Raw genomic sequence first — 24,861 nt, 5'->3', positions numbered from 1 at the left:
GAGCCATGCGCATCGCGGAACACGTCGTCGACCTGATCGGCAACACCCCCCTCGTCAAACTGACTTCCGTCACCGGGAAGAACTACGGGACCGTTGCAGCCAAGATCGAGTACCTCAATCCGGGCGGGAGCTCGAAGGACCGCATCGCGGTCAAGATGATCGACGCCGCCGAGGCATCAGGCGAGCTGAAGCCCGGCGGGACCATCGTCGAGCCCACGTCGGGCAACACCGGGATCGGGCTGGCACTCGTCGCGCAGAAGCGCGGACACAAGTGCGTGTTCGTCTGCCCCGACAAAGTCAGCGAAGACAAGCGGAACGTTCTCAAGGCCTACGGTGCCGAGGTCGTGGTGTGCCCCACCGCGGTAGCGCCCGGGCACCCTGACAGCTACTACAGCGTCTCGGACCGGCTCGCCCGTGAGCTACCGGGGGGCTGGAAGCCCAACCAGTACACCAACCCGGGCGGGCCGGAGAGTCACTACGAGACCACCGGACCTGAGATCTGGGCGGATACCGACGGCAAGATCACACACTTCGTCGCAGGTGTCGGCACCGGTGGCACGATCTCCGGCACCGGTCGCTACCTCAAAGAAGTGTCCGGCGGCAAGGTGAAGATCATCGGCGCGGACCCCGAGGGCTCCGTGTACTCCGGTGGCACTGGCCGCCCGTACCTGGTGGAAGGCGTCGGCGAGGATTTCTGGCCCACCGCCTACGATCCGTCCATCCCGGACGAAATCATCGCCGTGTCCGACGCCGACTCATTCGAGATGACCCGTCGCCTGGCCCGGGAGGAGGGCCTGCTGGTCGGTGGCTCGTGCGGCATGGCCGTTGTCGCTGCGCTCGAGGTCGCCGAGCGCGAGGGTCCCGACGCCCTCATCGTCGTCCTGCTGCCTGATGGTGGTCGCGGGTATCTCTCGAAGATTTTCAACGACCAGTGGATGGCGTCCTACGGATTCCTGCGCACGCCGCTCGACGGCACGCTTGACGAGCAGACCGTCGGCGACGTGCTGCGCGGCAAGTCCGGTGAGCTCCCGGACCTCGTGCACACCCACCCGTCCGAGACGCTCCGTGACGCGATCGAGATCCTCCGCGAGTACGGGGTGTCCCAGATGCCCGTCGTCGGCGCCGAGCCTCCCGTCATGGCCGGCGAGGTCGCGGGCAGTGTCACCGAGCGTGATCTGCTCAGCGCGGTATTCGAGGGGCGCGCGCAACTCGCCGATCCAGTGGAGAAGCACATGAGCAAGCCGTTTCCGCTCATCGGCTCGGGGGAGCCCGTTTCGGCAGCCACCAAGGCGCTCGGAGACACCGACGCCGTGATGGTCGTCGACGACGGCAAGCCCGTCGGCGTCATCACGCGTCACGACCTGCTCGGCTTCCTCAGCGCAGGTTCCTGAAACGCCGCGTCGGGGAGCGGATACCAGGAGGCCGCTCCCCGACGTGACGACCGATGCGGTGGCGCCGGCCGGAAACCAGAGCCGCGTTTCCCGGTGTTCACGCGGTGGTTCCGGTCGATACCCTGGCGATCGGTCAGGTGAGGGTACCGAGCAACGTCTGCCCGAGGTAGTGGCCCGGCGCGGTACCGGGTGGGATGGCGTAGACCGCGGACCCGATCGGAGTGGTCCACTGGTTGAGGGCATCGAACTCGGCGAGACGTTGTTGGACGGGCAGGAACTGGGTGTCGATGTCTCGTTGGTAGGAGGCGAATATCAGCCCCGAGTTCGACACGTGACCAGGTTCGGGTGGGTCGTCGTAGTTGTAGGCGCGGCGATGGAACCGTTCACCGTCGTGGGTGTGGTGGGCGCGGGCGATGTGCGACGACGGCGGGATCACCGGGATGCCATGCCGGTCGGTGGCTGCGAAGTCGGGCTCGTCGTGCTCGTCGGTGCCGGTCAGCGGCGCCCCGGTATCGAGGGTGCGGCCGACGGTTAATTCCCTTCCGGAGCGGTCGATTTCCTCCCAAGTGTCCAGTTCCATGCGGATCCGGCGCAGCACCAGGGAGGTGCCGCCGGCGAGCCACGGGTACTTGCTGCCGTCGTCCCACACGAGGCGGTCGAACTGGTCGGTGGCCGGGTTGGCGGTGCCGTCTACCTGTCCCATGAGGTTGCGCATCGTGGTGCCGTCCGGTCGGCTTCGGCGGGCATGCTGGAAACCCCGTTGGGACCAGCGCACCGTGACCAGGGATCGGACGTTCTTGATCAACACCCGGACCGCGTGCGCCACCGCGACGGGGTCGTCGGCGCAGACCTGAAGCAGCAGGTCGGTTTGTCTCCATGCGCTGTCGTCGAGACGATCGATGGAGAACACAGGCAGTGGCCGCAGCCACGAGGGCTGGCGGTCGACGGCATCGGCGGCGGCGAATACTCCGGGGCCGATGCCGACGGTCACGGTCAGCCGGGCAGGAGTGGCGGCGAGTTCGGGTTCGGTGTCCGCCAGCGCGGGCTCGCCGCGGGTCAGGCGAGCGGCGTCCTCGGTCCACACCTTCAGCAGTCCCGACACGGTGGCCCGGTCGGCGCCCTCCCCCAGATCCAGACCGACGAACCGGGCGTTCGCCTGTGGTGGGGTGGCGATCCCACCCTGGTGGGTGCCGTGGAACGGTTCGGCCATGTCGCCGTCAACAGGGGTGGCGGTGTGGTGTGCCCCCCATCCGAGCCCCGCGGTCCCGAGCCCCGCGGTCCCGAGCGCGGCGGTCCCGAGCCCCGCGGTCCCGAGCGCGGCGGCACCTGTGAGCAGGTGCCGCCGACTCAGCCCGCGGGCGGACGGGGTGGTCTGCTCAGGCACCGTGTCCGGGCATGGGAGCGGCGGCGGGGGCGGAGCCGTGGCCGCCGGTGGGGTCGTAGCTCTTCTGGTTGCCGGAGAAGTCCCGTACCTGTGCGTCGAAGCTCATGGTCGATCCGTCCTCGAATATGAGGGAGAGGGTGGTGGTCATGCCCGGAGCGAGTGGATCGGTCAGGTCGAGCAGCATCAGATGGTCTCCGCCCGGGACGAGGGTGTGGGTGCTGTTTGCCGGGACTGTCATACCGCCCTGCTTTTGCCGCATCACGGCGGTGCCGTCGGCGCGGGTGGTGACTTCATGCAGTTCCGCCCGGGCCGAGGCGGGACTGGACACGGCCACGATCCGCACGTCCCGGTCCCCGATGTTGGACAGTTGCGCGAACGCAGAGCTCATCCCGGATTCGGCGGCCTTGACCCACTGGTCCGATACGGTCACGGCATCGGAGTCGGTGCCGGTGAGTGGGCCATCAACGACCGCCGAGCATCCGGCCAGGAGCAGGCTGGTAACCGCGCCACCGGCGGCGAGGCGTCGAATGGTGAAAGAAGACATGTGTTTCTCCAAGATGTAGGGGTATGCGCGAGAGGCATGTGGGTTCGCCGCGTGCCCCGGCGACGCAATGATGTGCGCGGCGGTAGCGCCGGTGCAGCCCCGACCACGGTGTGTCCCGGCGGGCCATCCGGTGTGGATTGCGGCCAGAACGCGATCACGCCGCGGAACGAGGGGCGGTGTCGAGATTCGACTTACACGAATGCGGGTGGACCGCGGGTACCGGCGGCGGCGCCCACCAGCAGCCACAGCGACAGCTTCGCCCGGGAGACCGGGGTCGCGGACCAGGTGCCGGTATCGACCCGCAGCGGGGCGAGCACCGTAAGAATGATTCGGGTCAATGCCGCCAGAGCCCGTAGGCAGGCGCGTTCGGTGCCGCGTACCAAACCTGCGGAGATCGCGATCGCGGCCACGTGAGCAGTGATCATCGGGGACGACAGCCCCAGGCCGTGCGCATGGTCGCCGGCCAACCCGAGCGTGGCGTGTCCGATCAGCTGACCTGCGGTGAGCGCGGCGATGAGGAACGGCCAATCTCGGTCGCTCACCCGGATGGAGGCCACCGCCGCACCCACGGCGGCGCACGCGGCCAGCAGAAGCACCACTGCAGCCTCACCCGGGGGCATCCCGCCACCGGCGATGCCGTGCGCGGCGATACTGACTGCGCCGGAAAGTGAACCCACGGTGGCGCCGCGCACCCGCGCAAGCACCTCGACCCGTGAATTCACCCCGCGAGAGTACCGCTCCTCCCGCCAGGGCCTGCACCTCGCCACCTCCGCACGTCTGCGTGTCTCGAGTCCGGTAGTGGGGGTCGACCCACGGTCGCTCCTCTGGGGCTCACCGGAACGTCCAGGTCGCGATCGCCGACTATCTGGGCCACGGGTTCCCACTAGGGTGGTGGCCATGAGTGAGCAGCGGAGCAAAGCGGACAACATCAGCTGGCAGGGTTTCTCCACCAAAGCCGTGCACGCAGGATTCGACCCTGACCCGCAGACTGGTGCCGTCAACGTCCCGATCTACGCGAGTTCGACATTCGCCCAGGATGGCGTCGGCGGCATGCGGAACGGGTTCGAATATGCACGCACCGGCAACCCCACGCGGCGACCGCTCGAAGCGAACCTCGCTGCCCTCGAGTCGGGTGCGTACGGTCGCGCCTTCGGCTCGGGCATGGCTGCCACCGACTGCCTGCTGCGTGCCGTGCTCCGCCCCGGCGACCACCTCGTCATTCCGAACGATGCATATGGCGGAACGTTCCGGCTGATCGACAAGGTCTTCACGCAGTGGGGCATCGAGTACACACCGGCCGCAGTGTCCGACGTCGACGCCGTCCGCGCGGCCATCCGGCCCAACACCAAACTCGTGTGGGTCGAGACTCCCACAAACCCTCTACTCAACGTCGGCGATATCGAGGCGCTCGCCGAGGTGGCGCACGACGCGGACGCGAAAATCGTCGTCGACAACACGTTTGCCTCCCCCTACCTGCAGCAGCCGTTGCAGCTGGGTGCGGATGTGGCGCTGCATTCCACCACCAAGTACATCGGCGGACACTCCGATGTCGTCGGCGGCGCGCTCGTCACCGACGACGAAGAGTTGGACACAGCCTTCGCGTTCCTGCAGAACGGCGCGGGCGCCGTGCCCGGCCCGTTCGACGCGTTCCTCACTCTGCGCGGGATCAAGACCCTCGCGCTGCGAATGGAGCGGCACAGCGACAATGCGGAGAAGGTCGTCGAACTGCTCAGCGGGCACTCCGCGGTGTCCCAGGTGATCTACCCCGGACTTGAGTCGCACCCCGGTCACAAGGTGGCGGAGAAGCAGATGCGACGCTTCGGTGGCATGATCTCGGTCCGCCTTGCCGGCGGCAAGGCGGCCGCCCTCGAACTCTGCTCGCGCACCGAGATCTTCACGCTGGCCGAATCGCTCGGCGGCGTCGAGTCGCTGATCGAGCATCCCGGTGCCATGACGCACGCCTCGACCGCCGGTTCCCTGTTAGAGGTCCCGGACGATCTGGTGCGCTTGTCCGTCGGCATCGAGGATGCGGCCGATCTCGTCGGCGACATCGAGCAGGCTCTGAAGTAGGGCAGGCTCTGAAGTAGGGCAGGCTCTGAAGTAGGCAGGCTCTGAATAGGACTGGAGCGCCCTATGCTGGCCAGCGTGGAACTCGTTACGCTGGATCAGATCAGAGCGGCTCGCAAGCTGCTGGGCCCCGTCATCCGCCGTACGCCGGTGATCGCGTCTCGGGCGCTGTCGGAACGGTGCGGAAATGATGTGTTGCTGAAGTGTGAAAATCTTCAGCGCACAGGATCTTTCAAGCCACGTGGTGCATATAACCGGATAGCGAACCTGTCGATGGCCGAACGGGCAGGAGGGGTTGTCGCGGCAAGTGCGGGTAATCACGCCCAGGGTGTGGCGTGGGCGGCGACGGAGCTGGGCATTGCGTCCACCGTGTTCATGCCCGCCGGCGCACCGCTCCCCAAGCTCATCGCGACCAAGACGTATGGCGCGACGGTCCATCTCGCCGGGGACACCGTGGACGACGCGCTCGTTGCCGCGCGCGCGTTCGCGGAGGAAACGGGGGCCGTCCTGATCCACCCCTTCGACCACGCCGACATCGTCGCGGGCCAGGGCACTGTCGGGCTCGAGATCCTCGAGCAGGAATCCGACGTCGGTACCATCGTGGTCCCGACCGGTGGCGGCGGGCTGATCGCAGGTATTGCCGCAGCGGTGAAGGCCACCCGACCGGACGTCCGCATCGTCGGTGTCCAAGCCGAACAGGCCGCCGCCTGGCCGGGCTCGCTGGCGGAGGGCCGCCCGATTCCGTTGGAGACGATGTCGACCATGGCCGACGGTATCGCGGTGGGTAGGCCGGGCGACGTACCGTTTGCCCACGTAGAAACGCAGGTCGACGTGATCGTCACGGTGAGCGAGGACGCGCTGTCCCGGGCGTTGCTACTGTGCCTCGAGCGAGCGAAGCTCATCGTAGAACCGGCAGGTGCGGCTGCGGTGGCTGCGTTGATTAGTTGCTCGACAGAGGAACTCGGACTCACCGGCAAGGTGTGCGCAGTGCTCTCGGGCGGCAACATCGATCCTCTCCTGCTCACTCATGTGGTCAACCACGGTCTCAGGGCGGCGGGACGTTATCTCGGTGTGCACGTGACTATTCCGGACCGACCAGGCGGGCTGGTCGGACTAATCGGGGTCGTCAGTGGCAACGGCGCCAGCGTGGTGGATGTCGTCCACTCACGCACGGGTGGCACGCTCGCGCTCGACGAGGTGGAAGTGTTCCTGACCGTCGAGACCCGCGGTCCGGGACACAGGCAGGATCTGCTCGACGCCCTCGAATCCTCCGGATATTCGGTCCGGTTGCAGAAGTAGCGTGCGATCTGCTCCGTTCGCCGCCGCGCACTCAACTCGGCCACCCGCCGATGGTGATCACTCGAAGCTCTTGATCGACTAGTCTGGCGGGCAATTCGAGGTCGGTGAGCCAGCCGACGGCGCCCGCGCCCATCGCGATCGCGGCATTGCTGGACGCGCTCGCCAGGGGGCAGGACCGGGCCACCACGGACACTGTGCGCCACAGCGAGATCGAGTCCGGGTACAGCGGTTTGACGGTGCTGGCCGTGGCCACGGCGACCCCTGACGGGATCGACACCTGACAGGTGGGGTCGCCGGGCAGATCCTGCACCTGCACTTGCCAACCCCCTGGCGGTGCACTTCCGGCGGTGGCGATGTCTCCGCCGAGGGCCACCAGGACGCCGCACCCCAGCAGTTCGGCCGTCGCTGACGCACAGTGATCGGCAGAACTGGCCCGCGCCGTGGCCGTCAGATCGAGTTCCACTCCGGCCGGCAAGGTCACTTCGGTGTCGTCGACGGTGATCGACCGCCACGAGTGCGGATCTGGGGCCGACGAGGTGGGGTCGAGCGCGCCGTCCGTGGCTGTGGCCGCGGCTAGGGCGTCGGTGATGAACCGCGCGAACATCCGGGTGACCATGTTCCGGCCCTCACCGAGTGAGCGGATCTCGGCATCCGTTCGGTCCCGATTGACCGCCGCGTCGGCTGCGGCGAGGTAGCCGTGGATGAGGTTGGATGCCGAATCGAGCGAGTCCGGATCGGTGACGACGACACGGGCATGGACACCCCAGGTAGACCACTCGGTGGCGCTGCGTGCGCTGGTCATGTGGCACCTTCTTCGGTCCTTCGAGTTTTAGAACCCGCTGGATACCGCGTCCGGTGCGCCGGATCCTGTCGAGACAAGGGTCGCTGCCACTGTCGATTCAGCGACCTCGACGACGGTGGCCGCGATACCCGCACAGGCGACCAGTCCGGCGGCGGCCAATGCGCGGCGGACGGGAAGCAGGTGGGGCATGTGCGGTTCTTGGCTCATGCGTACCAGTTTCCCCGATCAACCTTAGAGCAGCCTGGGAGCAGCCTGGGAGGGTTGTCTCTGATCTCGGCCGTGGACCTCCGCCGAATTCTCGGCCGTGGATCTCCGCCGAATTCTCGGCCGTGGATCTCTACCGAGCAGTTCCGACAGAATCGCCTCGCACCACCTGTGCCCCGTCGTAACGTGAACTCACTCGGTCGGTGCACCGAGTAGGAGGAGTCACGTATGTCGGTTGATGCAGCGGCGATCATTGTGGCGATCGCCACCGCAGCGGGGGCTGTCGTTCAGGGAGCGGATTTGCCACAACTGGTGAAGGATCAATTATCCGAAGCAATTCAGGTGGTCGAGCAGGCGTCACCGGACATCCAGAACCAGGTGGACGACGCGCTGGCGACCCTCCCGGAACCGGCCCGACTGCAGGCCGAGCAGATTGTGTCCCAGGCATCCGACATCGTCAGGCAGGCCACCGACCCCTACATTCCGGCATCGCCTCCCGGCGAAACCGCGCCCCCGCATCCCCCGGTTCCGCCGCTCGCGCTGCCCGACACACCACTTGATCAGCCACCCGTTACGAGCGCGCCGGGCGCCGAGACCGTGATCGGCGGACTGGCCGTCCTGCCTGGCATCACGGGCATCGTCAGCGGGCTCGGAGCACTCATCCCGCCCGTCCCCGCAGGATTCCCCGGAGTCTCACTGGCACCGATCGGTGCCGTCGCCGTCTTCGCCCCATGGATTCGCAAGGCGGGGTCGCTGTGCGAGGGCATCACACCGCAGACACTGGCGGCCCTGTACTCGGTCGAGAACGGCTTCCAGTACGGCCCTACGTCTCCCGTCTCCCGGGCCGGTGCGCGCGGGCCCGGGCAGTTCATGCCCGATACCTGGGCCAATTACGGCAAGGACGCGGACGGTGACGGCAAGGTCGATATCAACGGCGTCGCCGACCCGATGATGGCGTCCGGTCGGATGCTGTGCGACCTTTTCGGACAGGTCGACGCCTGGAAGAAGGAAGGTGTGGTCAAGGGCGAGACTCTCGATCTCACGATCGCCGCCTACAAGGCCGGTGCAGGTGTGGTCCGCACGTCCGGCGGAATGCCCGCCGGGATGTTCGATGACGAGCACGAAACCGGGCCGTACATCGCGCGGATCCGTTCACTCGAGGACGCATTCGCGAGGATGCTGTCGCCGTTCTTCTACGGAGCAGCAGTCGGTGACACCAACCGTGTTGTCGAGGCGGCCATGCGATTCGTCGGACTCCCATACGTATGGGGCGGTGGCAACATCAACGGACCGTCCGGTGGAGGTTTCGACTGCTCGGGCCTGACGTCGTTCGCCGTCTATGCCGCAACCGGCGTCACACTCCCTCGCACGTCCGAAACGCAGTGGGGCATCGGAGTCGAGGTGCCGCTGTCCGAAGCCCGACCCGGAGACCTGCTCTTCGGTAACTGGCAGGCCGGTGGCCCGGGGCACGTAGCGATCTACGCCGACAACGGCCAGATGCTGCACGCGCCGACCACAGGCGACGTCGTGCGCATCAGTCGGGTGTACTCCGGCATGAAGGTTCGCAGAATCTTCTGAGAACGCGTGGTGGATCGACGGATAAAACTCCGGCCCGGGCAGAGTGCCCGGACCGGAGTTTTCGGCGGAAGGTGCGAGATCAGCTGTGGTACGGCTCCGCGCTGACGAGCGAAACCTTCATGCTGCTGCCGTTGGGCAGCGTGTACTCGCGGGTCTCGCCGACCTTCGCTTCGAGCAGTGCGCCACCCAAGGGGGAATTGGGGGAGTAGACCTCGAGTTTGCTGTCGCGAACACCCTCTTCCCGGGTGGCGATCAGGAACGTCTCGGTGTCCTTCTCGTCGCCGTCGTAGTAGACCTTCACCACGGAACCGGGAAGAGCGATACCGGACTGGGTGGGCGCCTCGCCGACCTTCGCGCTGTTCAGGAGTTCCTGAAGCTGGCGGATCCGCGCCTCCTGCTGGCCCTGATCTTCGCGCGCCGCGTGGTAGCCGCCGTTCTCCTTCAGGTCGCCTTCCTCGCGACGCTCGTTGATTTCGGCGGCGATGACGGGACGGTTCGCGATGAGCTGGTCGAGTTCGCGCTTGAGCCTGTCGTGTGATTCCTGGGTCAGCCAGGTCACCTGGGTCTCGGTCATCTCGATCACTCCCTCGTATATGGAGCCGCCGGGCTCCCTAGACAGATCACTGCAACGGCAGTGATCAACGGTTTGGCAGATCCCACGGTCGCGGCCGTGCGTGTATCGACCTTGCCGTCAAATGCAGCAATACACGGCTCCAAACCGGAACCGTGTACCAGGCAATTTTAGCACGATCAGGGAGAGAGATCCCCGAATAAGCCGAACGGTCGCGCGGAATGACTCCGGTGTCAGCTCCCGGTGAGGTAGGCGGGGACGTCCAGGCTGCAGCCGTAGATGTCGCCCATCGCGGGCGGTCGCGACGTGTAGATCGGTGCGGTGACCCTCACAGTCTTGTCCGCGCCGCCTGCGATGTACACCTCGCGGCGCCCTGTCTCGGAACCGTCCCGGGAACGGGAGCGGACGATGCACACCGCGTCACGGGACGGAAGGTCCCGAGTGACAGTGAAGGTGATGTCGAGACGCGAATCGTTTACCACATCGAAAGAGGTTGCTTGGCTGTCGATCTCGGAGGCACCGAATCGGTTGTACGCGACGACCGCCACGGTCACGCCGACGGCCGCAACCACTGCCGTGAGCACCCAGATCTGCCAGCGCTTCGGGCGTGCGGACTTCGTGGCCGCTCCGTAGCGTCCGGGGGGAAGCGTTCTCGTCATCGCTCAACTCTCTCAACCTTTGTACCGCTCCAGCTCCCTCTGTTTCCCGCACTGGAGCGGGGGCACGGCTGCAAGCGGAACTATTGGATGGAACTATAGAGGATGTGCGACGGTGCGATGTCAGTGATGACGGGCGACGAGAGCGCGCGACACGGACCAGCCGGCAACGGCTACTGGCGAAGCTGAGGTGAACGAATACGTGAGCGGATTCCGGCTCATGGCCGTCCATGCCCACCCCGACGACGAGTCGAGCAAGGGTGCCGCGACAACGGCGCGTTACGCCGCAGAGGGCAACGACGTGCGGGTCGTAACGTTGACCGGCGGTGAACGTGGCGACATCCTCAACCCCGCGATGGACGTCCCCGGGGTGCGTAGCCGCATCCACGAGGTGCGCATCGAGGAAATGGCGGAGGCGGCCCGCATACTCGGCGTCCAGCACCAGTGGCTGGGTTTCGTCGACTCCGGACTGCCGGAAGGTGATCCCAAGCCGCCGCTGCCTGAGGGGTGCTTCGCGCTCGTCCCGCTCGAAGTGTCGACCGAGGCATTGGTCCGGGCGATCCGCGAGTTCCGTCCACACGTGATGACCACGTACGACGAGAACGGCGGCTACCCCCACCCCGATCACATCCGCTGCCACGAGGTATCGATGGCCGCTTTCGAGGCGGCCGCCGACCCCGACCAGTTCCCCGATGCCGGCGAACCGTGGCAGGTGCTGAAGGTCTACTACTCGCACGGGTTCATCCGCAAGCGTCTCCTGCAATTCCAGGAGGAGTACGACCGTCGCGGTGAAGAGTTCCCGATGGCGGAATGGCTCAAGAAGTGGAAGACCGAGCAGGGTGACATGATGGCTCGGGTCACCACGCAGATCACGTGTGGCGATTACTTTCCGCAACGGGACGACGCCCTACGAGCGCACGCGACGCAGATCGATCCGAACGGCTCGTTCTTCGCGGTTCCACTCGACATTCAGCAGAAGATCTGGCCGACCGAGGAGTTCGAGCTCGTCAAGACACGGGTTACCACGTCCATCCCGGAGAGCGACCTGTTCGCGGGCATCCATAAGGACGGACCGAAATGAACTCCTTGACGGTGCTCTTCGTGACCGGAACCGCAGACCTGTTGGCGCAGACGCCCAGTACTCCGTCAGGCCCCGAGTACGGCAAGGCGTCACCGGTCGGTCTCGTGGTCATTCTCGCGCTGCTTGCGGGGGTGGTGCTGTTGGTGCGGTCGATGAACAAGAAGCTGAAGAAACTGCCCGAGACGTTCGAACCCGAGCATCCCGAACCCGATCAGAACGCCGACGAGGGCACCGATCGCGGCGCGATTCACGGTGGCGGCGCGAGCACGGCCGAGCCGACGGACCCCCCGCCGAACCGGAAGAAGTAGTCGGACAGGAGCTTGGACATGGATCCCCGTGCACGCAACACCCTCGGCGGGTCCACCAGTCCCTATCTGCGGCAGCACGCCGACAACCCCGTGCACTGGCAACAGTGGGGGCCCGAGGCGACCGAATGGGCGCGTGAGCGTGACGTTCCGATTCTGCTGTCGATCGGGTACTCGGCGTGTCACTGGTGCCACGTGATGGCGCACGAGTCCTTCGAGGACGATGCGGTCGCGGCGTTGATGAACGAGCACTTCGTGTGCGTCAAGGTCGATCGCGAGGAGCGTCCCGACCTCGACGCCGTGTACATGAACGCCACGTTGGCAATGACGGGACAGGGCGGCTGGCCGATGACGTGCTTCCTCACCCCCGACGGCGCACCGTTCTACTGCGGCACCTACTACCCGGCCGAACCGCGCGGGGGAATGCCGTCGTTCACCCAGTTGCTCGCGGCCATCGCCGATACGTGGCGGGACCGTCGCGGCGACGTCGACGATGCGGCGTCCTCGGTGGTCGCGGAGCTGCAACGTGGCGCCGGCGGAATCCCGGAGGGCGATGTCCGGGTGGACTCCGCACTGCTGGATGCGGCGATTGCGTCCGTGCTGCGCGACGAGGATTCCGATCGTGGCGGGTTCGGTACAGCCCCCAAGTTTCCGCCGTCCGCGTTGATGGAAGGGCTGCTGCGCAGCTACGAGCGGACCGGTAACGCGCCGATTCTCGGCGTCGTGGAGCGCACCGCTTCGTCGATGGCCCGCGGCGGCATCTACGACCAACTCGGCGGCGGGTTCGCCCGCTACTCGGTCGACGCCGAATGGGTTGTGCCGCACTTCGAGAAGATGCTCTACGACAACGCCCAACTGCTGCGTTTCTACGCGCACCTCGGCCGGCGTACGGGCTCGGACCTGGCCGTCCGCGTCGCGGAGGAGACCGTCGAGTTCCTGCTGCGCGACCTGCGCACCGCGAACGGGGCGTTCGCTTCGGCGCTCGACGCAGACACCGAAGGTGTCGAAGGGCTTACCTATGTATGGACCCCGGAGCAACTCGGCGCCGTCCTCGGATCCGAGGACGGCGCCTGGGCCTCGGAACTGCTCGCGGTCAATCCGGCGGGCACGTTCGAGGCGGGCACGTCGGTCCTGCAACTTCCGGTCGATCCGGACGACCGAGACCGCTGGAGCCGCGTGAGGCAGGAGCTGCTCACGCACCGCGCGACTCGGTCGCAGCCCGGGCGCGACGACAAGGTGGTCACCGCGTGGAACGGCCTCACGATCACGGCTCTGGCGGAGGCAGGGGTGGGACTAGGCAGGCCGGAGTGGGTGGAGGCCGCCGCCGAGTGCGCACGGGTGGTGCTGGACCTGCATGTCGTCGACGGGCGCCTGCGTAGGGCTTCTCTGGGATCGGTGGTCGGTGAGTCGGCGGGGGTGCTCGAGGACTACGCCTGCCTCGCTACCGGGCTCCTCGGGCTGTTCCAGGCGACAGGCGATACCGAGTGGTTGACGCGCGCGCAGGAGTTGCTGGACCGTGCCCTGATCCACTTTGCCGACGACGAGCGACCGGGCAGCTGGTATGACACGGCCGACGACGCCGAGGTGCTGGTGACCCGCCCCCGTGACCCGGTCGACGGGGCGACGCCGTCGGGGGCGTCATGCCTCGTCGAGGCACTGCTGACGGGGGCCGCGGTGGCGGATACAGGGGCGTCGGGCCGGTACGCCGCCGCCGCGGCGGCGTCACTCGGGCGGGTGGCGCTCCTGCTCCAGCGCGCACCGCGATCAGCCGGGCACTGGTTGGCCGTCGCGGAGGCGTCGGTGCGCGGACCGATCCAGGTGGCGGTGGCCACAGACGGCGATTCCGGCCTGCTCGACGAGGCGCGACGGCTCGCCCCGGGTGGTGCCGTGGTGGTTGGCGGCCCAACCGATTCCTCGCCTCTGCTCGCTGATCGGCCGCTGATCGGCGGGGTCTCGGCGGCATATGTGTGCCGGGGGTTCGTGTGCGACCGTCCGATCTCGACGATCGAGGACCTCGCCGACGCGCTCAGCCGGTAGCTCGGCCCTATCGGAAGACGACCAGCCAGACGGCGACGTAGTGGCAGAGGGCCGCGATAACCGTCGCAGCGTGGAAGAATTCGTGGTGGCCGAATGTGCGCGGCCAGGGATTGGGCCACTTGGTGGCGTAGAGGATCGCGCCGCCCGAGTACAGGATGCCGCCGATGAGGAGCAGCACCATCGGGAGGACGCCGACCTCGCGCGTCAGGTCAGGGGCCACCGGGACGATAGCCCAGCCGAGGAGTAGATACAGCGGAACCCCTACCCATCGCGGCGCCGTCGGCCACTGCATCTTCAGCGCGACCCCGGCCAGAGCACCCGCCCAGACGACGATCAGCAACGTCCGGCCCGTGCCCGATGGAAGCCCCAGCAACGCGAATGGGGTGTAACTCCCGGCGATGAACAGGAAGATCATCGAATGGTCCGCGCGTTTCATCCAGGTGCGGCGCGCGACGGTGCTCCAGTGGATGCGGTGGTAGGTGGCGCTGACCCCGAACACACCGCACACTGTCAGGCTGTAGACGGCGGTGGCGAGAGCCGCTTGGCTGGACACCTGGGTGCCGGAGAACGTGACGAGGACCAGTCCCGCTACGACGGAGACGCCGAACGCCCACAGGTGGATCCACCCCCGCAGTCGGGGTTTGACGGGCGGTTCGTCGAGGTCGAGCAAAGTCACTGAACACCTCTTCTCTCTCCGTGCGGCCCGAACCTACGCAGCCGTAGGTTCGCTTGTGGTGAAAGCGTACCCGCCGGTATCAGGAAGTCGCGGCCTGTGTGACGGCCGTCGCGGAGGACCGTCGGTTGCGGCGTAGTCTTTCGTTTCATGGTGATCTCCGGGTGAGTGCGCGAGGACTGCTGTACAGCATCTATGAGCGCCGGCTCTTGAAGCGACTCGACGGTCTGCAGCACCCTCGGCACGTGGCCGTGATGTGCGACGGCAATCGTCGGTGGGCTCGAGAGAACGGCTTCACGGATGTCAGCCACGGCCATCGAATGGGTGCCCTCAAGATCGCTGAGTTACTCGGTTGGTGTGACGCAGCGGGCATTGAACTGGCCACCATCTACCTGCTCTCCACCGAGAACCTGCGCCGCGCCCCAGACGAACTCGACACTTTGCTCGAGATCATCACTGACGTCGTCGAGGAGATCTCGGGCCCGGACAAGAACTGGAGCGTGCAGATCGTCGGCGCGCCCGACCTGCTCCCGGCTGAGCAATCGCGCCGGTTGCGTGACGCCGCCGAGCAGACCGAGGGCCGCACCGGCACCCATGTGAACGTCGCGATCGGGTACGGCGGGCGGCAGGAGATCGTCGATGCGGTGCAGTCGCTGTTGAGCGAGAAGTTGTCGGCCGGACTGTCGAGCGACGACCTCGTGAAGTCGATCACGGTCGAAAACATCGGCGGCCACCTCTACACCTCCGGGCAACCCGACCCCGACCTCGTCATCCGAACGTCGGGGGAACAGCGACTGTCGGGGTTCCTGCTGTGGCAGAGCGCCTACTCCGAGATCTGGTTCACGGAGGCGTACTGGCCCGAGTTTCGCCGCGTCGACTTCCTCCGCGCCCTGCGCGACTACGCCGCCCGGCACCGGAGGTTTGGCGTCTGACCGGAGCGGCCCGGTGTCACTCACGACCGCATGCCACACACGTACAGCGACCCTCGCCTACAGCTTGCGCAGGCGGAGTCGGTTGATCGAGTGATTGGCGTCCTTTCGCAGCACCAGCGTGGCTCGCGGACGCGTAGGCAGAATGTTCTCCACCAGATTCGGCCGGTTGATGCTGTGCCAGATCTCCTGCGCGGCAGCGGTGGCATCTCGATCGGATAGACCCGCGTAGTGGTGGAAGTGCGCGTCGGGGTCCGAGAACGACGTCCTGCGCAATGCGAGAAAGCGTCGGATGTACCAGGCCTCGATGTCCTCGATGCGGGCGTCGACGTAGATCGAGAAGTCGAACAGGTCCGACACCATCAGGCGTGGGCCGGTTTGCAGGACGTTCAGACCTTCGATGATGAGGATGTCTGGTTGCCGGATCAGGTGAGATTGGCCGGGGATGATGTCGTACGAGATGTGCGAATAGACGGGTGCTGCCACTTCCTCGGCTCCCGACTTCACCTCGGTGACGAACCGCAGTAGTTTGCGGCGGTCGTAACTCTCGGGAAAGCCCTTGCGGTGCATGATCCCGCGGCGATTGAGTTCCGCACTCGGGTGCAGGAAGCCGTCCGTGGTCACCAGGTCGACGCGCGGGTGATGCTCCCAGCGGGCGAGGAGAGCCTGAAGAACGCGAGCGGTGGTGGACTTTCCCACCGCGACGCTGCCGGCGACGCCGATCACGAACGGCACCTGCTGGTCGGGGTGCTTCTCACCGAGGAATGTCGCGGTTGCGGCGAAAAGTCGTTGTCGGGCGGCGACCTGCAGGTGGATGAGACGCGACAGCGGAAGGTAGACCTCCGCTACCTCCTCGAGGTCGATCTGCTCGCCGAGGCCGCGCAGTCCGTACAACTCCTCCTCGGTCAGGACGAGGGGCGTCGACTTGCGCAGCGTGCGCCACTGCTTCCGGTCGAATTCGACGTATGGACTGGGCTCGCTCGTCCGGGCCATCAGTTCCGCTCACACGCGAGTGCGCTGGGGAGTGAGCCGTTCATGCCCAGAATCCCTGCCGTCGTCGTTGCGCTGGCGAGTAGCGGTTGCATAGTCGGATTGTGCTTGGTCTCAGAGGTTGCGCTGTCGGCGGGTCGAGCGGACGCGTCTGGACTAAGGTCTGACGGCATGGAATCCGATTCGTTCGTCCGTGAATATTTGCTGCTCGGGCTGGGTTTCGACCGGCTGGAGGAAGGATTCGTCGACGCCTACACCGGCGATCCGGCGTTGCGCAGGAAGGTGGAGAACGCGCCACGGCCCGATCCGCGAGAACTCGCGCGTACGGCGTCGAGCCTGCGTGCCGAGTTGCCGTCGGCGGGCCTATCCGAGGAGAGGACCCGGTTCCTCGACGTCCACCTGCGCGCGCTCGAATACTCGGGCCGCAAGTTCGCGGGTGACGACGTCGGCTTCATCGACGAGGTCGAGGCGTACTTCGATGTCCGAATCGAGCGAGGCGACGAAGAGCAGTACCGGGAGGCACACCGGAAAATGGATGCCGTCCTTCCAGGCCCCGGGCCGCTGGCTGATCGCATCCAGGCGCACCGGGCGGCCGACCGGATCCCCGCAGACCGGTTGCGGGAGTGCGTCGATGCATTCTCGAGCGCCCTGCGCGATCTCGTACGAGATCGCTATACGTTGCCCGACTCGGAGGTCGTCGACTACGAGGTGGTGAGCGACAAGCCCTGGTCGGGTTTCAACTACTACCTCGGCGACTACCGCTCGAGGGTCGCGATCAACTCCGATCTCGAGCAGCACATGGCGAACTTGCCACGGCTGATCGCGCACGAGTCGTACCCCGGACACCATACCGAGCACTGCCGCAAGGAAGCGGGACTCGTCGGCGCGGGCCAGCTCGAGCAGACGTTGTTCGTCGTCAACACCCCGCAGTGCCTGATGGCCGAGGGGCTTGCCGACCTCGCGCTCGAATCGATTGTCGGGCGCGACTGGGGTTTGTGGGCGCAAGAGATCTACGCCGACCTGGGCCTGCGTTTCGACGGCGACCGGGCCCAGCGCCTCTCGGCGGCGTCGGGGAAGTTGCTCGGAGTCCGGCAGGACGCGGCGATGATGATGCACGACGAGGGCCGCAGCCACGATGACGTCGCCGCCTTCCTTCAGCGCTGGAGCCTGTCGACTCCGGACCGTGCCCGGCAGTCGCTGCGATTCCTGTCTTCTCCCCTGTGGCGGGCCTACACCAGCACGTATGTGGAGGGTTACCGACTCCTCGGCGGCTGGCTGGCCGAGGTGCCCGTCGGCGCGGAGCGGTCGGAGCGCTTCCGCCGTCTACTCGACGAACCACTCGTTCCCAGTGCCCTTCGCGTCGGCCAGTCGGCCCGCTCTGCGGGCGGTGGGGATGGACTCACCGGTTCTTCGTAGACTGTTGGGTATTCGTTTCCGCATCCAGCTTGGAGATTCCTCGATGACCGCTGTGCCCGGTACCGACGTCAATACGGCTCCTCTCGCCGAACTCGACCCCGAAGTCGCCGAGGCCATGGCGGGTGAGCTGGCCCGTCAGCGAGACACGCTCGAGATGATCGCGTCGGAGAACTTCGTTCCCCGCGCGGTTCTGCAGGCTCAGGGCAGCGTTCTCACCAACAAGTACGCCGAGGGATACCCCGGACGCCGCTACTACGGCGGTTGTGAGCACGTCGACGTCGTCGAGGACCTGGCCCGCAGCCGCGCGAAAGAACTGTTCGGCGCCGACTTCGCCAACGTCCAGCCGCATGCCGGCGCGCAGGCCAACGCCGCCGTCCTGATGGCACTGATGAATCCGGGTGAGAAGCTCCTCGGCCTCGACCTGGCGCACGGCGGTCACCTGACGCACGGCATGAAGCTCAACTTCTCGGGCAAGCTCTATGACGTCGAGTCGTACGGGGTCAGCAAGGAAGACAACCGCATAGACATGGACGAGGTCCGCAAGATCGCGGTCGCGTCGCAGCCGAAGGTGATCGTCGCGGGCTGGTCCGCGTACCCGCGCCACCAGGACTTCGCGGCGTTCCGTTCTATCGCCGACGAGGTCGGCGCGTACCTGTGGGTCGACATGGCGCACTTCGCGGGACTGGTGGCAGCTGGACTGCACCCCTCGCCCGTGCCCTACGCCGACGTCGTGTCGAGTACCGTGCACAAGACCCTGGGTGGGCCCCGCTCCGGTCTGATCCTGGCCAAGCAGGAATGGGCGAAGAAGCTGAACTCGGCGGTGTTCCCCGGGCAGCAGGGCGGGCCCCTGATGCACGCCATCGCAGCCAAGGCCGTCTCGTTCAAGATCGCCGGCACCCCCGAGTTCAAGGACCGTCAGCAGCGCACGCTGTCCGGTGCGAAGATCCTCGCCGAGCGCCTGACAGGTTCGGACGTCGTGGGCAAGGGCGTCAGCGTCCTCACCGGCGGCACCGACGTCCACCTCGTGCTCGTCGACCTGCGCAACTCGCAGCTCGACGGCCAGCAGGGTGAGGACCTTCTCCACGAACTCGGCATCACCGTCAACCGCAACGCGGTGCCGTTCGATCCGCGCCCGCCGATGGTCACCTCCGGCCTGCGGATCGGCACCGCCGCACTCGCATCGCGGGGTTTCGGCGACGAGCAGTTCACCGAGGTCGCCGACATCATCGGCACCGCGCTGGCCGGATCGCACGATGTCGAGGCACTCAAGGCCCGCGTCAGCAAGCTGGCCGCCGACTTCCCGCTGTACGAGGGTCTCGAGGACTGGCGCCTGATCTAGATGACCGCACCCGGGGCTCGCTCGAGCACCTGAAGGAACGCACTGCTGGTGCGGGAGTGCTGTTGCCGGTGGTGGTCATGTGCGGCCACCCCGGCAATGTGCGTGCGGGCGTAAACCAAGTAGCGTTCCGCGAGCGGCCGTGGGGGTCACGGTCACGGTCACGGCGAGGGGGGATTCATGGCGCTGCGCCTCGAACCTGGAGCGATCGAACAGTGTGTGCGCGTCTGCGATCAGATTCTCAAGTCGATCGATGACGCAATCAAGAAAGTCGGACGAACTTCACTATGTTGACGGGTTCGGTGATTTTCGGATCGGTGAGCAACTCGCCGACGGGTATAGACGCAAGGCCGTGACGGTATGAGCGGCTCAAGGAGTACGAAACGGTCATCCTGGCCATGAGGGAGGCCTTCGCGACAGGCGGCGAGTCGTTCGCCGACACCGACGGGCAGTTCGCCCGGGCGCTGAACACTCTGGATCCGGGGGTGGACCGGTGAACCTGCGCCGCACCTCCGTTGCCGCACTTCTGGCCAGCGCACACGATCCGACCAGAACACTGAGGAAGAGCGGTGCATCGGAATGGAGGAGACCGCAAGCATCATCGCTCGTTATCTACCTGAGGGGGCGTAGGCATGAGCAGACAATGAAGGTCTGCTCGATATTCTCGCTGCACCGCTGGGCGATGCTGGCGCCGGGGGAGACCAGCGCCGTGTTCGTGGATGAGTCCTGTTCTCGCCGCGAAGGAAGCGCAACCGGGCGGCCTGCGAACCACCCCGGCAACGTGCGTGCGGGCGCAAACCAAGTAGCATTCCGCGAGCGACCGTGGGGGTCACGGTCACGGTCACGGCGAGGGGGGATTGATGGTGCTGCGCCTCGAACCTGGAGCGATCGAACAGTGTGTGCGCGTCTGCGATCAGATGCTCGACTCGGTTGATGACGCGCTCAAGAAGTCCAACTTGTTGGAAAGAGTCGACGGTTTCGGCGATTTCCGGATCGGTGATCAACTCGCCGACGGGTACACCCGCAAGGCGTCAACGGTCGTCGAGCGACTCAAGGACTACCGAGCCGTCATCCTCGCTATGAGGGAGGCCTTCGTGGCTGGCGGCGAGTCCTTCGCGGACACCGACGGGCAGTTTGCCCAGGCGCTGGGAAGTCTCGACCAGGAGGTGGACCAGTAATGCTGCGCCGTGCATCCATCGCTGCGCTACTGGTCGCGTCGTCGATCCTCACTGCTTGTGGGTCTTCCGGCGATGCACCCGAGGCGGTGCCTGTCTCGGATACCACCTCGGCGACCCCGACCACTCGGGTGCCGCGCCAGGTGGACCAGTCGGATCGACCGCTGGTGGTGTTCGATCCGTGCCTCGATATCCCGGATGAGGCCCTGGTGGAGGCGGGCTACGACCCGCAGACCAAGGAGGAAGATGCTGTCGCCGCCGACTACCACACCTTCCTGATCTGCTCATTCGATACCCGGCAACGACAGTACGGGCTGAACGTACTCTCCTCGAACATCACCTTCGCCGAACAGCAGAAGAAGATCAGGGACTACTCCACGCCTATCGAGATCAATGGGCGCCGTGCCCTTCTCGAGGTAAGGAGGGCTGAGCTGGACACCTGTACGGTGAGCGTCGAGGCTAGCTACGGCATTCTGATCGTCTCCCGTGTCTTGTTCAGCACTCGATCCGACTACATACCGGCCTACGAGGACTGGTGCAACGGACTCGAAGAAACCGCCAGCATCATCGCTCGTTATCTACCTGTGGGGACTGAACATGAGTAGCAACGGTCTGTTCGATATTCTCGCGGCCCCGCTGGGTGGTACCGGCACCGTCGAGCGCAACCGCCTGGGCACCAGCATCGAGCAACTGAGCGAATACGTCGATCAGGAACGCGACGCCCCCTACGTCACCGACGCGGACTTGTTCGACGGGATGAGTCGCGAGGAGATGTTCGGCAAGGTCTCTGCCCTCGACGCCGGTGCGATTATGGACCTCGCTCGCCGATACCTCTCCGTGGCAAGCGCGTTCGATATCGGGTGGGGATTGATAGGTCTGAAGAACATCATCAGCTCGGAGTGGGAGGGTGACGCCGCCGACGCCGCGAACGCCGCGATCGAACGTTTGATGGGACCGGTCGGCGACACCAACGCGTCGCTCCAAACGATCGGTGTCAAGCTTCAGCAAGCAAGTAGTGCCGCGGGTGATGTCAAACCGCAGATACAAAGCCTCCTGTCCGACGCGCTTCAAATGCCACTGGTGTTGAGCGGCGCGAACGCAGTCGCAGTGAAGGCGGAGCAGGAAACCCGGCGGCGCGAGGCCGCCCAAATTCTCGAGCGGATCTACAAACCGACCTTCATCGAGACCGGAACCAACGTGCCCTCCATCGTGCCCCCGCCCATGATCGCTGGAGTCCAGGGGTATGAAAGCGGTGGCTGGACCGGCGCCGGTGGCTCCACCCCGGGCGGCGCCGGAAGTTCAGGGACAAACTCGGCAGACGGCGAAGCCCCCGGCGGCGAGTCGAACGCACTCGATGCGGACGGCGCCGCAAACACGCAGGCAGCAGCCGCGGAGGGCGCCGCACCCGCCGCACCCGCTGCACAGAGCGGCGCGACTTCACCCACGTCGACGTCCGCCGCGAACGCATACAGCCCGCAGAGCGGCGTCAACGGCACCGGCGGATCGAACGGCAGCACCGGCGGACTCGGCGGCTTTGGTGGTGGCACGAACCCGAGAGGAAACGACAGGGGGAACGAGAGCCAGAGCGGTGCTGTGGTTCCCGGTGCCATTCCGCCCGGTATGGCCGCCGGAGGTGCGGCGGGAGCCGCCGCCGGAACAGGCGCCGGAGCCGTAGCCGCCAAACCCAGCATGGCCCGTCCAGGCATGGGAATGGGCATGCCGGTGGGTGCAGCGGGCGCTGGGGCAGGCAAGAGCGAAGACGCAGAGCACAAGACGCCGAGCTACCTGATCAACATGGACAACGGCAACGAGTTGATCGGCGACCTCGACCCCGTCGCGCCGCCGGTCATCGGCGCATGAACTGGCAGCTGTCCTCCGCACAATTCATGCACTTGTGGGAGGCCACGGATCTCGACGTGATGCCGCACCCCTTCGAGCACCGTACCGACGTACGTCTCGAAAGCGAACTGCCCGCCGAGGGGCGCAAGCTCGAGCAGTGGCGCGCCGAGCAAGTCGACCCCCAGCTCCGAGAAGCGATTGCGGTCCTGCGCCACCCAGGCATATCCGCCAGCGTCTACGCCCCGGGCAAGACACCCTTACTGCGTCGCGGCGCCGTCCGCGGCCGCGTCACCGTAGTCGCCGATCAACTGCCCGCCGCAACCGGAACCGGCGACCTACGCGTGAGGGCGCGACTCGGATCACGCGCACCCGACATCCGGCAGTTCGTCCGAGATTTACTCTTCGATCTCCCCGAGGTTGTGGCGGGACGCACCGCCGCGATCGACGCGCACCCCGATGATCTACGCGCCCAGCCCGCGAGCACCAGCGTTCTGCACAGCGCCACCGTCTCGGGAGCCTCCCTGCTCAAACGGATCCTGGCTCGGCGGACATCCGCCGGGTACATCTGTCTGCACCGTCCGTGGGAGGGCGCTCACGATGCCGTCCTCAACTCCATGACCTGGTTCGACATCGCCGACGACGGACAGTATCTGTACTACACAGACCATCTCGTCCGGTTGCGTTCGGCCACCACCGAGGTCATTGCGAACCGCCTCGAGGAACGCATCCGGTCCGCACTCGTCGAAGGTGAGCCCAGCGTCCGCCGACCCGCACGCTGACCTCCCCGTCGGAGGCCCGCGCGGGCCACTCGAGGATTTCGATTTCGACAACTGCAGGACGTTGCCGGAGCACCTTGGTGTGCGTTCACCCGATGCCGTCAGTCCGTAACGCAATCTTCGCCGACACGCCCTTCACTCGCACCGCCGTCCGGTGTGATTGGCAGTACGGTCGGGGGTAACAGGCAGCGAGGAAGCTGCTTGTACGGGAGGTCCTGATCGTGGCTGAGAGACTCAGTGCGAAGGGGCCGGCGCCCGGCTCCTGTGTGGATTGACACACCAGGGACGGACCGGTCCAGCGAACCGAGTCTGCGTGGGTGCCACGCAGGCCTAGGAGCCTCACGTGACTGCTTCACGCTCCGTGCCAGCCCGAGGCGGGCATTCGTCCGCATCTTCCGAAAACCCATTGGAATCGGTAGTACGTGTATTCGTGTTGGACACATCGGTATTACTGTCGGACCCTTGGGCTGTCACCAGGTTCGCCGAGCATCGGGTGATCCTTCCCCTCGTCGTGATAAGCGAACTCGAGGGAAAGCGGCACCACCACGAGTTGGGATGGTTCGCAAGAGAAGCGCTGCGCATGCTCGACGACCTGCGTGTGGCGCACGGTCGACTCGACCTACCCGTGCCGATCGGCACGGAAGGCGGCACACTTCAGGTCGAGCTGAATCACACCGACCCATTAGTTCTTCCGGTCGGATTCCGCACGGACAGTAACGATTCCAGAATCCTGGCCTGTGCGCTGAATCTCGAGGCCGACGGCAATGACGTCGTTTTGGTGAGCAAGGACATCCCGCTGCGTGTCAAGGCCGGTGCGGTTGGCCTGCCCGCCGACGAGTACCACGCCCACGACGTCGTTGCATCCGGTTGGACGGGCATGACCGAATTGGAGGTGTCGTCGTCGTCGATCGACGACCTGTTCTCGGAAGGCTCCGCAGACTTGGAGGAGGCGCGAGAACTTCCATGCCATACGGGTATTCGACTTCTGGGAGGATCATCGAGCGCGCTGGGTAGGGTGAATGCCGACAAGCGGGTGCAGTTGGTGCGGGGTGAGCGTGAAGCATTCGGTCTGCATGGACGTTCGGCTGAGCAGCGTGTCGCCCTGGACATCCTTCTCGACGACAGTGTGGGCATCGTTTCTCTGGGCGGCAAGGCGGGTACGGGCAAATCGGCGCTGGCGTTGACCGCGGGCCTGGAGGCGGTCCTCGAGCGTCGCACTCAGCGGAAAGTCATCGTCTTCCGTCCCCTCTACGCTGTCGGTGGTCAGGAACTCGGCTACCTGCCGGGCAGCGAGAGCGAGAAGATGGGCCCGTGGGCCCAGGCGGTCTTCGACACTCTCGACGGACTTGCCAGTTCCGAAGTGATGGATGAGGTGATCAGCCGCGGAATGCTGGAAGTGTTGCCACTCACACACATTCGTGGACGGTCGCTCCACGATTCGTTTGTGATTGTAGACGAGGCGCAGTCGCTGGAACGAAACGTACTGCTCACGGTTTTGTCCAGGTTGGGAACCGGTTCCCGAGTGGTTCTCACGCACGACGTCGCTCAGCGCGACAACCTGCGGGTCGGGAGGCACGACGGCGTTGCAGCGGTAATCGAGAAACTCAAGGGGCATCCGCTGTTTGCGCACATCACCCTGCTACGTAGCGAGCGCTCACCAGTCGCCGCTCTGGTGACCGAGATGCTCGAGGAGTTCGGTCCGACGCCGTAGAGGACTGCTTCGCAGGGTAATCCGCGAATGTCGCATCGGTCTGCTCCCGCAGAACCGATGCGACATCGGTGGTCTTCTAAGTCTTGTAAGAGAGTTC

24 protein-coding genes are annotated in these 24,861 nt (G+C 66.0%); 15 read left to right on the top strand and 9 right to left on the bottom strand.

Annotation, left to right across the window (positions count from 1 at the left end; all coding sequences use genetic code 11):
* The first annotated feature begins 5 nt into the window (after positions 1-5).
* Positions 6-1,391 carry a cystathionine beta-synthase gene (locus tag RM2_RS06970; RefSeq protein WP_072688092.1) on the top strand — a complete coding sequence of 462 codons (1,386 nt, stop codon included), beginning with the start codon at positions 6-8 and terminating at the stop codon, positions 1,389-1,391.
* Between the two features lie 133 nt (positions 1,392-1,524).
* Here the strand turns inward: RM2_RS06970 and RM2_RS06965 are convergent, their stop codons facing one another.
* The 3 genes from RM2_RS06965 to RM2_RS06955 form a co-directional block, all read right to left on the bottom strand.
* Positions 1,525-2,775, bottom strand: coding sequence for a Dyp-type peroxidase (locus RM2_RS06965; protein ID WP_084721663.1), 1,251 nt, complete (start codon positions 2,773-2,775; stop codon positions 1,525-1,527).
* Positions 2,768-3,319, bottom strand: coding sequence for a copper chaperone PCu(A)C (locus RM2_RS06960; RefSeq protein WP_139277685.1), 552 nt, complete (start codon positions 3,317-3,319; stop codon positions 2,768-2,770). The genes RM2_RS06965 and RM2_RS06960 overlap by 8 nt, the downstream gene beginning before the upstream one ends.
* Positions 3,320-3,510: 191 nt before the next feature.
* Positions 3,511-4,041: a hypothetical protein gene (locus tag RM2_RS06955; protein WP_174553830.1), complete on the bottom strand. Its 531-nt coding sequence runs from the start codon at positions 4,039-4,041 to the stop codon at positions 3,511-3,513.
* Between the two features lie 175 nt (positions 4,042-4,216).
* Between RM2_RS06955 and RM2_RS06950 the strand changes: the two genes are divergently transcribed.
* Both RM2_RS06950 and ilvA read left to right on the top strand, forming a co-directional pair.
* Entirely contained in the window at positions 4,217-5,389 is a 1,173-nt protein-coding gene (locus tag RM2_RS06950) for a cystathionine gamma-synthase (protein WP_072688157.1), read from the top strand.
* 63 nt (positions 5,390-5,452) lie between these two features.
* Positions 5,453-6,685: a threonine ammonia-lyase gene (ilvA, locus tag RM2_RS06945; protein ID WP_072688091.1), complete on the top strand. Its 1,233-nt coding sequence runs from the start codon at positions 5,453-5,455 to the stop codon at positions 6,683-6,685.
* A gap of 31 nt (positions 6,686-6,716) precedes the next feature.
* On the opposite strand, the gene RM2_RS06940 is transcribed toward ilvA, so the two are convergent.
* Both RM2_RS06940 and RM2_RS06935 read right to left on the bottom strand, forming a co-directional pair.
* A complete protein-coding gene (locus RM2_RS06940) occupies positions 6,717-7,487 on the bottom strand; it encodes an FAD:protein FMN transferase (protein WP_072688090.1) in 771 nt (256 codons plus the stop codon).
* A 27-nt stretch (positions 7,488-7,514) separates the two neighbouring features.
* Positions 7,515-7,694, bottom strand: coding sequence for a hypothetical protein (locus RM2_RS06935; protein ID WP_072688089.1), 180 nt, complete (start codon positions 7,692-7,694; stop codon positions 7,515-7,517).
* A gap of 225 nt (positions 7,695-7,919) precedes the next feature.
* Here RM2_RS06935 and RM2_RS06930 point away from each other — a divergent pair, with 225 nt between their 5' ends.
* Complete coding sequence (locus tag RM2_RS06930; protein WP_072688088.1) at positions 7,920-9,269, top strand: C40 family peptidase; 1,350 nt, start codon at positions 7,920-7,922, stop codon at positions 9,267-9,269.
* A gap of 79 nt (positions 9,270-9,348) precedes the next feature.
* On the opposite strand, the gene greA is transcribed toward RM2_RS06930, so the two are convergent.
* Both greA and RM2_RS06920 read right to left on the bottom strand, forming a co-directional pair.
* The gene (gene greA, locus RM2_RS06925) at positions 9,349-9,843 is read right to left on the bottom strand and encodes a transcription elongation factor GreA (protein ID WP_072688156.1); all 495 of its coding nucleotides are present in this window, start codon (positions 9,841-9,843) and stop codon (positions 9,349-9,351) included.
* Positions 9,844-10,073: 230 nt separating this feature from the next.
* Positions 10,074-10,499, bottom strand: a complete 426-nt coding sequence (locus RM2_RS06920) for a DUF4307 domain-containing protein (RefSeq protein WP_072688087.1) — start codon at positions 10,497-10,499, stop codon at positions 10,074-10,076.
* Positions 10,500-10,698: 199 nt separating this feature from the next.
* On the opposite strand from RM2_RS06920, the gene mca reads away from it, so the two are divergent.
* From mca to RM2_RS06905, 3 genes are read left to right on the top strand one after another with little or no spacing between them, the layout of a single operon-like run.
* On the top strand, positions 10,699-11,577 hold the full coding sequence (gene mca, locus RM2_RS06915) for a mycothiol conjugate amidase Mca (RefSeq protein WP_072688155.1): 879 nt from the start codon (positions 10,699-10,701) through the stop codon (positions 11,575-11,577).
* Positions 11,574-11,885 carry a hypothetical protein gene (locus RM2_RS06910; RefSeq protein ID WP_072688086.1) on the top strand — a complete coding sequence of 104 codons (312 nt, stop codon included), beginning with the start codon at positions 11,574-11,576 and terminating at the stop codon, positions 11,883-11,885. Before mca ends, RM2_RS06910 begins: the two co-directional genes overlap by 4 nt.
* An 18-nt stretch (positions 11,886-11,903) precedes the next feature.
* Complete coding sequence (locus RM2_RS06905) at positions 11,904-13,919, top strand: thioredoxin domain-containing protein (RefSeq protein ID WP_072688085.1); 2,016 nt, start codon at positions 11,904-11,906, stop codon at positions 13,917-13,919.
* 7 nt (positions 13,920-13,926) lie between these two features.
* On the opposite strand, the gene trhA is transcribed toward RM2_RS06905, so the two are convergent.
* Positions 13,927-14,595: a PAQR family membrane homeostasis protein TrhA gene (gene trhA / locus RM2_RS06900; RefSeq protein WP_072688084.1), complete on the bottom strand. Its 669-nt coding sequence runs from the start codon at positions 14,593-14,595 to the stop codon at positions 13,927-13,929.
* A gap of 161 nt (positions 14,596-14,756) precedes the next feature.
* Here trhA and RM2_RS06895 point away from each other — a divergent pair, with 161 nt between their 5' ends.
* Positions 14,757-15,524 (top strand): isoprenyl transferase, encoded by a 768-nt coding sequence (locus RM2_RS06895; protein ID WP_072688154.1) that lies wholly within the window; start codon positions 14,757-14,759, stop codon positions 15,522-15,524.
* A 57-nt stretch (positions 15,525-15,581) separates the two neighbouring features.
* Here the strand turns inward: RM2_RS06895 and coaA are convergent, their stop codons facing one another.
* Positions 15,582-16,514 (bottom strand): type I pantothenate kinase, encoded by a 933-nt coding sequence (gene coaA, locus RM2_RS06890; protein ID WP_072688083.1) that lies wholly within the window; start codon positions 16,512-16,514, stop codon positions 15,582-15,584.
* Between the two features lie 168 nt (positions 16,515-16,682).
* Between coaA and RM2_RS06885 the strand changes: the two genes are divergently transcribed.
* The 7 genes from RM2_RS06885 (at position 16,683) to phoH2 (ending at position 24,764) form a co-directional block, all read left to right on the top strand.
* Positions 16,683-17,927, top strand: coding sequence for a DUF885 domain-containing protein (locus RM2_RS06885; protein ID WP_072688082.1), 1,245 nt, complete (start codon positions 16,683-16,685; stop codon positions 17,925-17,927).
* A gap of 43 nt (positions 17,928-17,970) precedes the next feature.
* Positions 17,971-19,266 carry a serine hydroxymethyltransferase gene (gene glyA, locus RM2_RS06880; RefSeq protein ID WP_072688081.1) on the top strand — a complete coding sequence of 432 codons (1,296 nt, stop codon included), beginning with the start codon at positions 17,971-17,973 and terminating at the stop codon, positions 19,264-19,266.
* 857 nt (positions 19,267-20,123) lie between these two features.
* A complete protein-coding gene (locus tag RM2_RS06870; protein ID WP_072688080.1) occupies positions 20,124-20,441 on the top strand; it encodes a hypothetical protein in 318 nt (105 codons plus the stop codon).
* Complete coding sequence (locus RM2_RS06865) at positions 20,441-21,043, top strand: DUF3558 domain-containing protein (protein WP_084721662.1); 603 nt, start codon at positions 20,441-20,443, stop codon at positions 21,041-21,043. Before RM2_RS06870 ends, RM2_RS06865 begins: the two co-directional genes overlap by 1 nt.
* Positions 21,036-22,298 (top strand): hypothetical protein, encoded by a 1,263-nt coding sequence (locus RM2_RS06860; protein ID WP_072688079.1) that lies wholly within the window; start codon positions 21,036-21,038, stop codon positions 22,296-22,298. Before RM2_RS06865 ends, RM2_RS06860 begins: the two co-directional genes overlap by 8 nt.
* Positions 22,295-23,056: a hypothetical protein gene (locus RM2_RS06855; protein ID WP_072688078.1), complete on the top strand. Its 762-nt coding sequence runs from the start codon at positions 22,295-22,297 to the stop codon at positions 23,054-23,056. The genes RM2_RS06860 and RM2_RS06855 overlap by 4 nt, the downstream gene beginning before the upstream one ends.
* 340 nt (positions 23,057-23,396) lie before the next feature.
* Complete coding sequence (gene phoH2, locus RM2_RS06850) at positions 23,397-24,764, top strand: RNA 5'-3' helicase PhoH2 (RefSeq protein ID WP_373863298.1); 1,368 nt, start codon at positions 23,397-23,399, stop codon at positions 24,762-24,764.
* Positions 24,765-24,861 lie beyond the last annotated feature (97 nt).

Source organism: Rhodococcus marinonascens NBRC 14363, from assembly GCF_001894885.1.
In the GTDB taxonomy this organism is placed as follows: domain Bacteria; phylum Actinomycetota; class Actinomycetes; order Mycobacteriales; family Mycobacteriaceae; genus Rhodococcus_F; species Rhodococcus_F marinonascens.
The sequence above is the reverse complement of the archived record's forward strand: the minus strand, read 5'-3'. Positions and strand labels throughout refer to the sequence as shown.

Excerpts from the sequence above, each read along its gene's own strand:
- RM2_RS06855 (WP_072688078.1), top strand. The coding sequence starts at position 22,295 with ATGAACTGGCAGCTGTCCTCCGCACAATTCATGCACTTGTGGGAGGCC.
- RM2_RS06930 (WP_072688088.1), top strand. The coding sequence starts at position 7,920 with ATGTCGGTTGATGCAGCGGCGATCATTGTGGCGATCGCCACCGCAGCG.
- RM2_RS06905 (WP_072688085.1), top strand. The coding sequence starts at position 11,904 with ATGGATCCCCGTGCACGCAACACCCTCGGCGGGTCCACCAGTCCCTAT.
- RM2_RS06970 (WP_072688092.1), top strand. The coding sequence starts at position 6 with ATGCGCATCGCGGAACACGTCGTCGACCTGATCGGCAACACCCCCCTC.
- glyA (WP_072688081.1), top strand. The coding sequence starts at position 17,971 with ATGACCGCTGTGCCCGGTACCGACGTCAATACGGCTCCTCTCGCCGAA.
- RM2_RS06935 (WP_072688089.1), bottom strand. The coding sequence starts at position 7,694 with ATGAGCCAAGAACCGCACATGCCCCACCTGCTTCCCGTCCGCCGCGCA.
- RM2_RS06860 (WP_072688079.1), top strand. The coding sequence starts at position 21,036 with ATGAGTAGCAACGGTCTGTTCGATATTCTCGCGGCCCCGCTGGGTGGT.
- RM2_RS06870 (WP_072688080.1), top strand. The coding sequence starts at position 20,124 with ATGGTGCTGCGCCTCGAACCTGGAGCGATCGAACAGTGTGTGCGCGTC.
- RM2_RS06940 (WP_072688090.1), bottom strand. The coding sequence starts at position 7,487 with ATGACCAGCGCACGCAGCGCCACCGAGTGGTCTACCTGGGGTGTCCAT.
- RM2_RS06910 (WP_072688086.1), top strand. The coding sequence starts at position 11,574 with ATGAACTCCTTGACGGTGCTCTTCGTGACCGGAACCGCAGACCTGTTG.
- RM2_RS06960 (WP_139277685.1), bottom strand. The coding sequence starts at position 3,319 with ATGTCTTCTTTCACCATTCGACGCCTCGCCGCCGGTGGCGCGGTTACC.
- greA (WP_072688156.1), bottom strand. The coding sequence starts at position 9,843 with ATGACCGAGACCCAGGTGACCTGGCTGACCCAGGAATCACACGACAGG.
- RM2_RS06920 (WP_072688087.1), bottom strand. The coding sequence starts at position 10,499 with ATGACGAGAACGCTTCCCCCCGGACGCTACGGAGCGGCCACGAAGTCC.
- ilvA (WP_072688091.1), top strand. The coding sequence starts at position 5,453 with ATGCTGGCCAGCGTGGAACTCGTTACGCTGGATCAGATCAGAGCGGCT.
- coaA (WP_072688083.1), bottom strand. The coding sequence starts at position 16,514 with ATGGCCCGGACGAGCGAGCCCAGTCCATACGTCGAATTCGACCGGAAG.
- RM2_RS06950 (WP_072688157.1), top strand. The coding sequence starts at position 4,217 with ATGAGTGAGCAGCGGAGCAAAGCGGACAACATCAGCTGGCAGGGTTTC.
- RM2_RS06885 (WP_072688082.1), top strand. The coding sequence starts at position 16,683 with ATGGAATCCGATTCGTTCGTCCGTGAATATTTGCTGCTCGGGCTGGGT.
- RM2_RS06865 (WP_084721662.1), top strand. The coding sequence starts at position 20,441 with ATGCTGCGCCGTGCATCCATCGCTGCGCTACTGGTCGCGTCGTCGATC.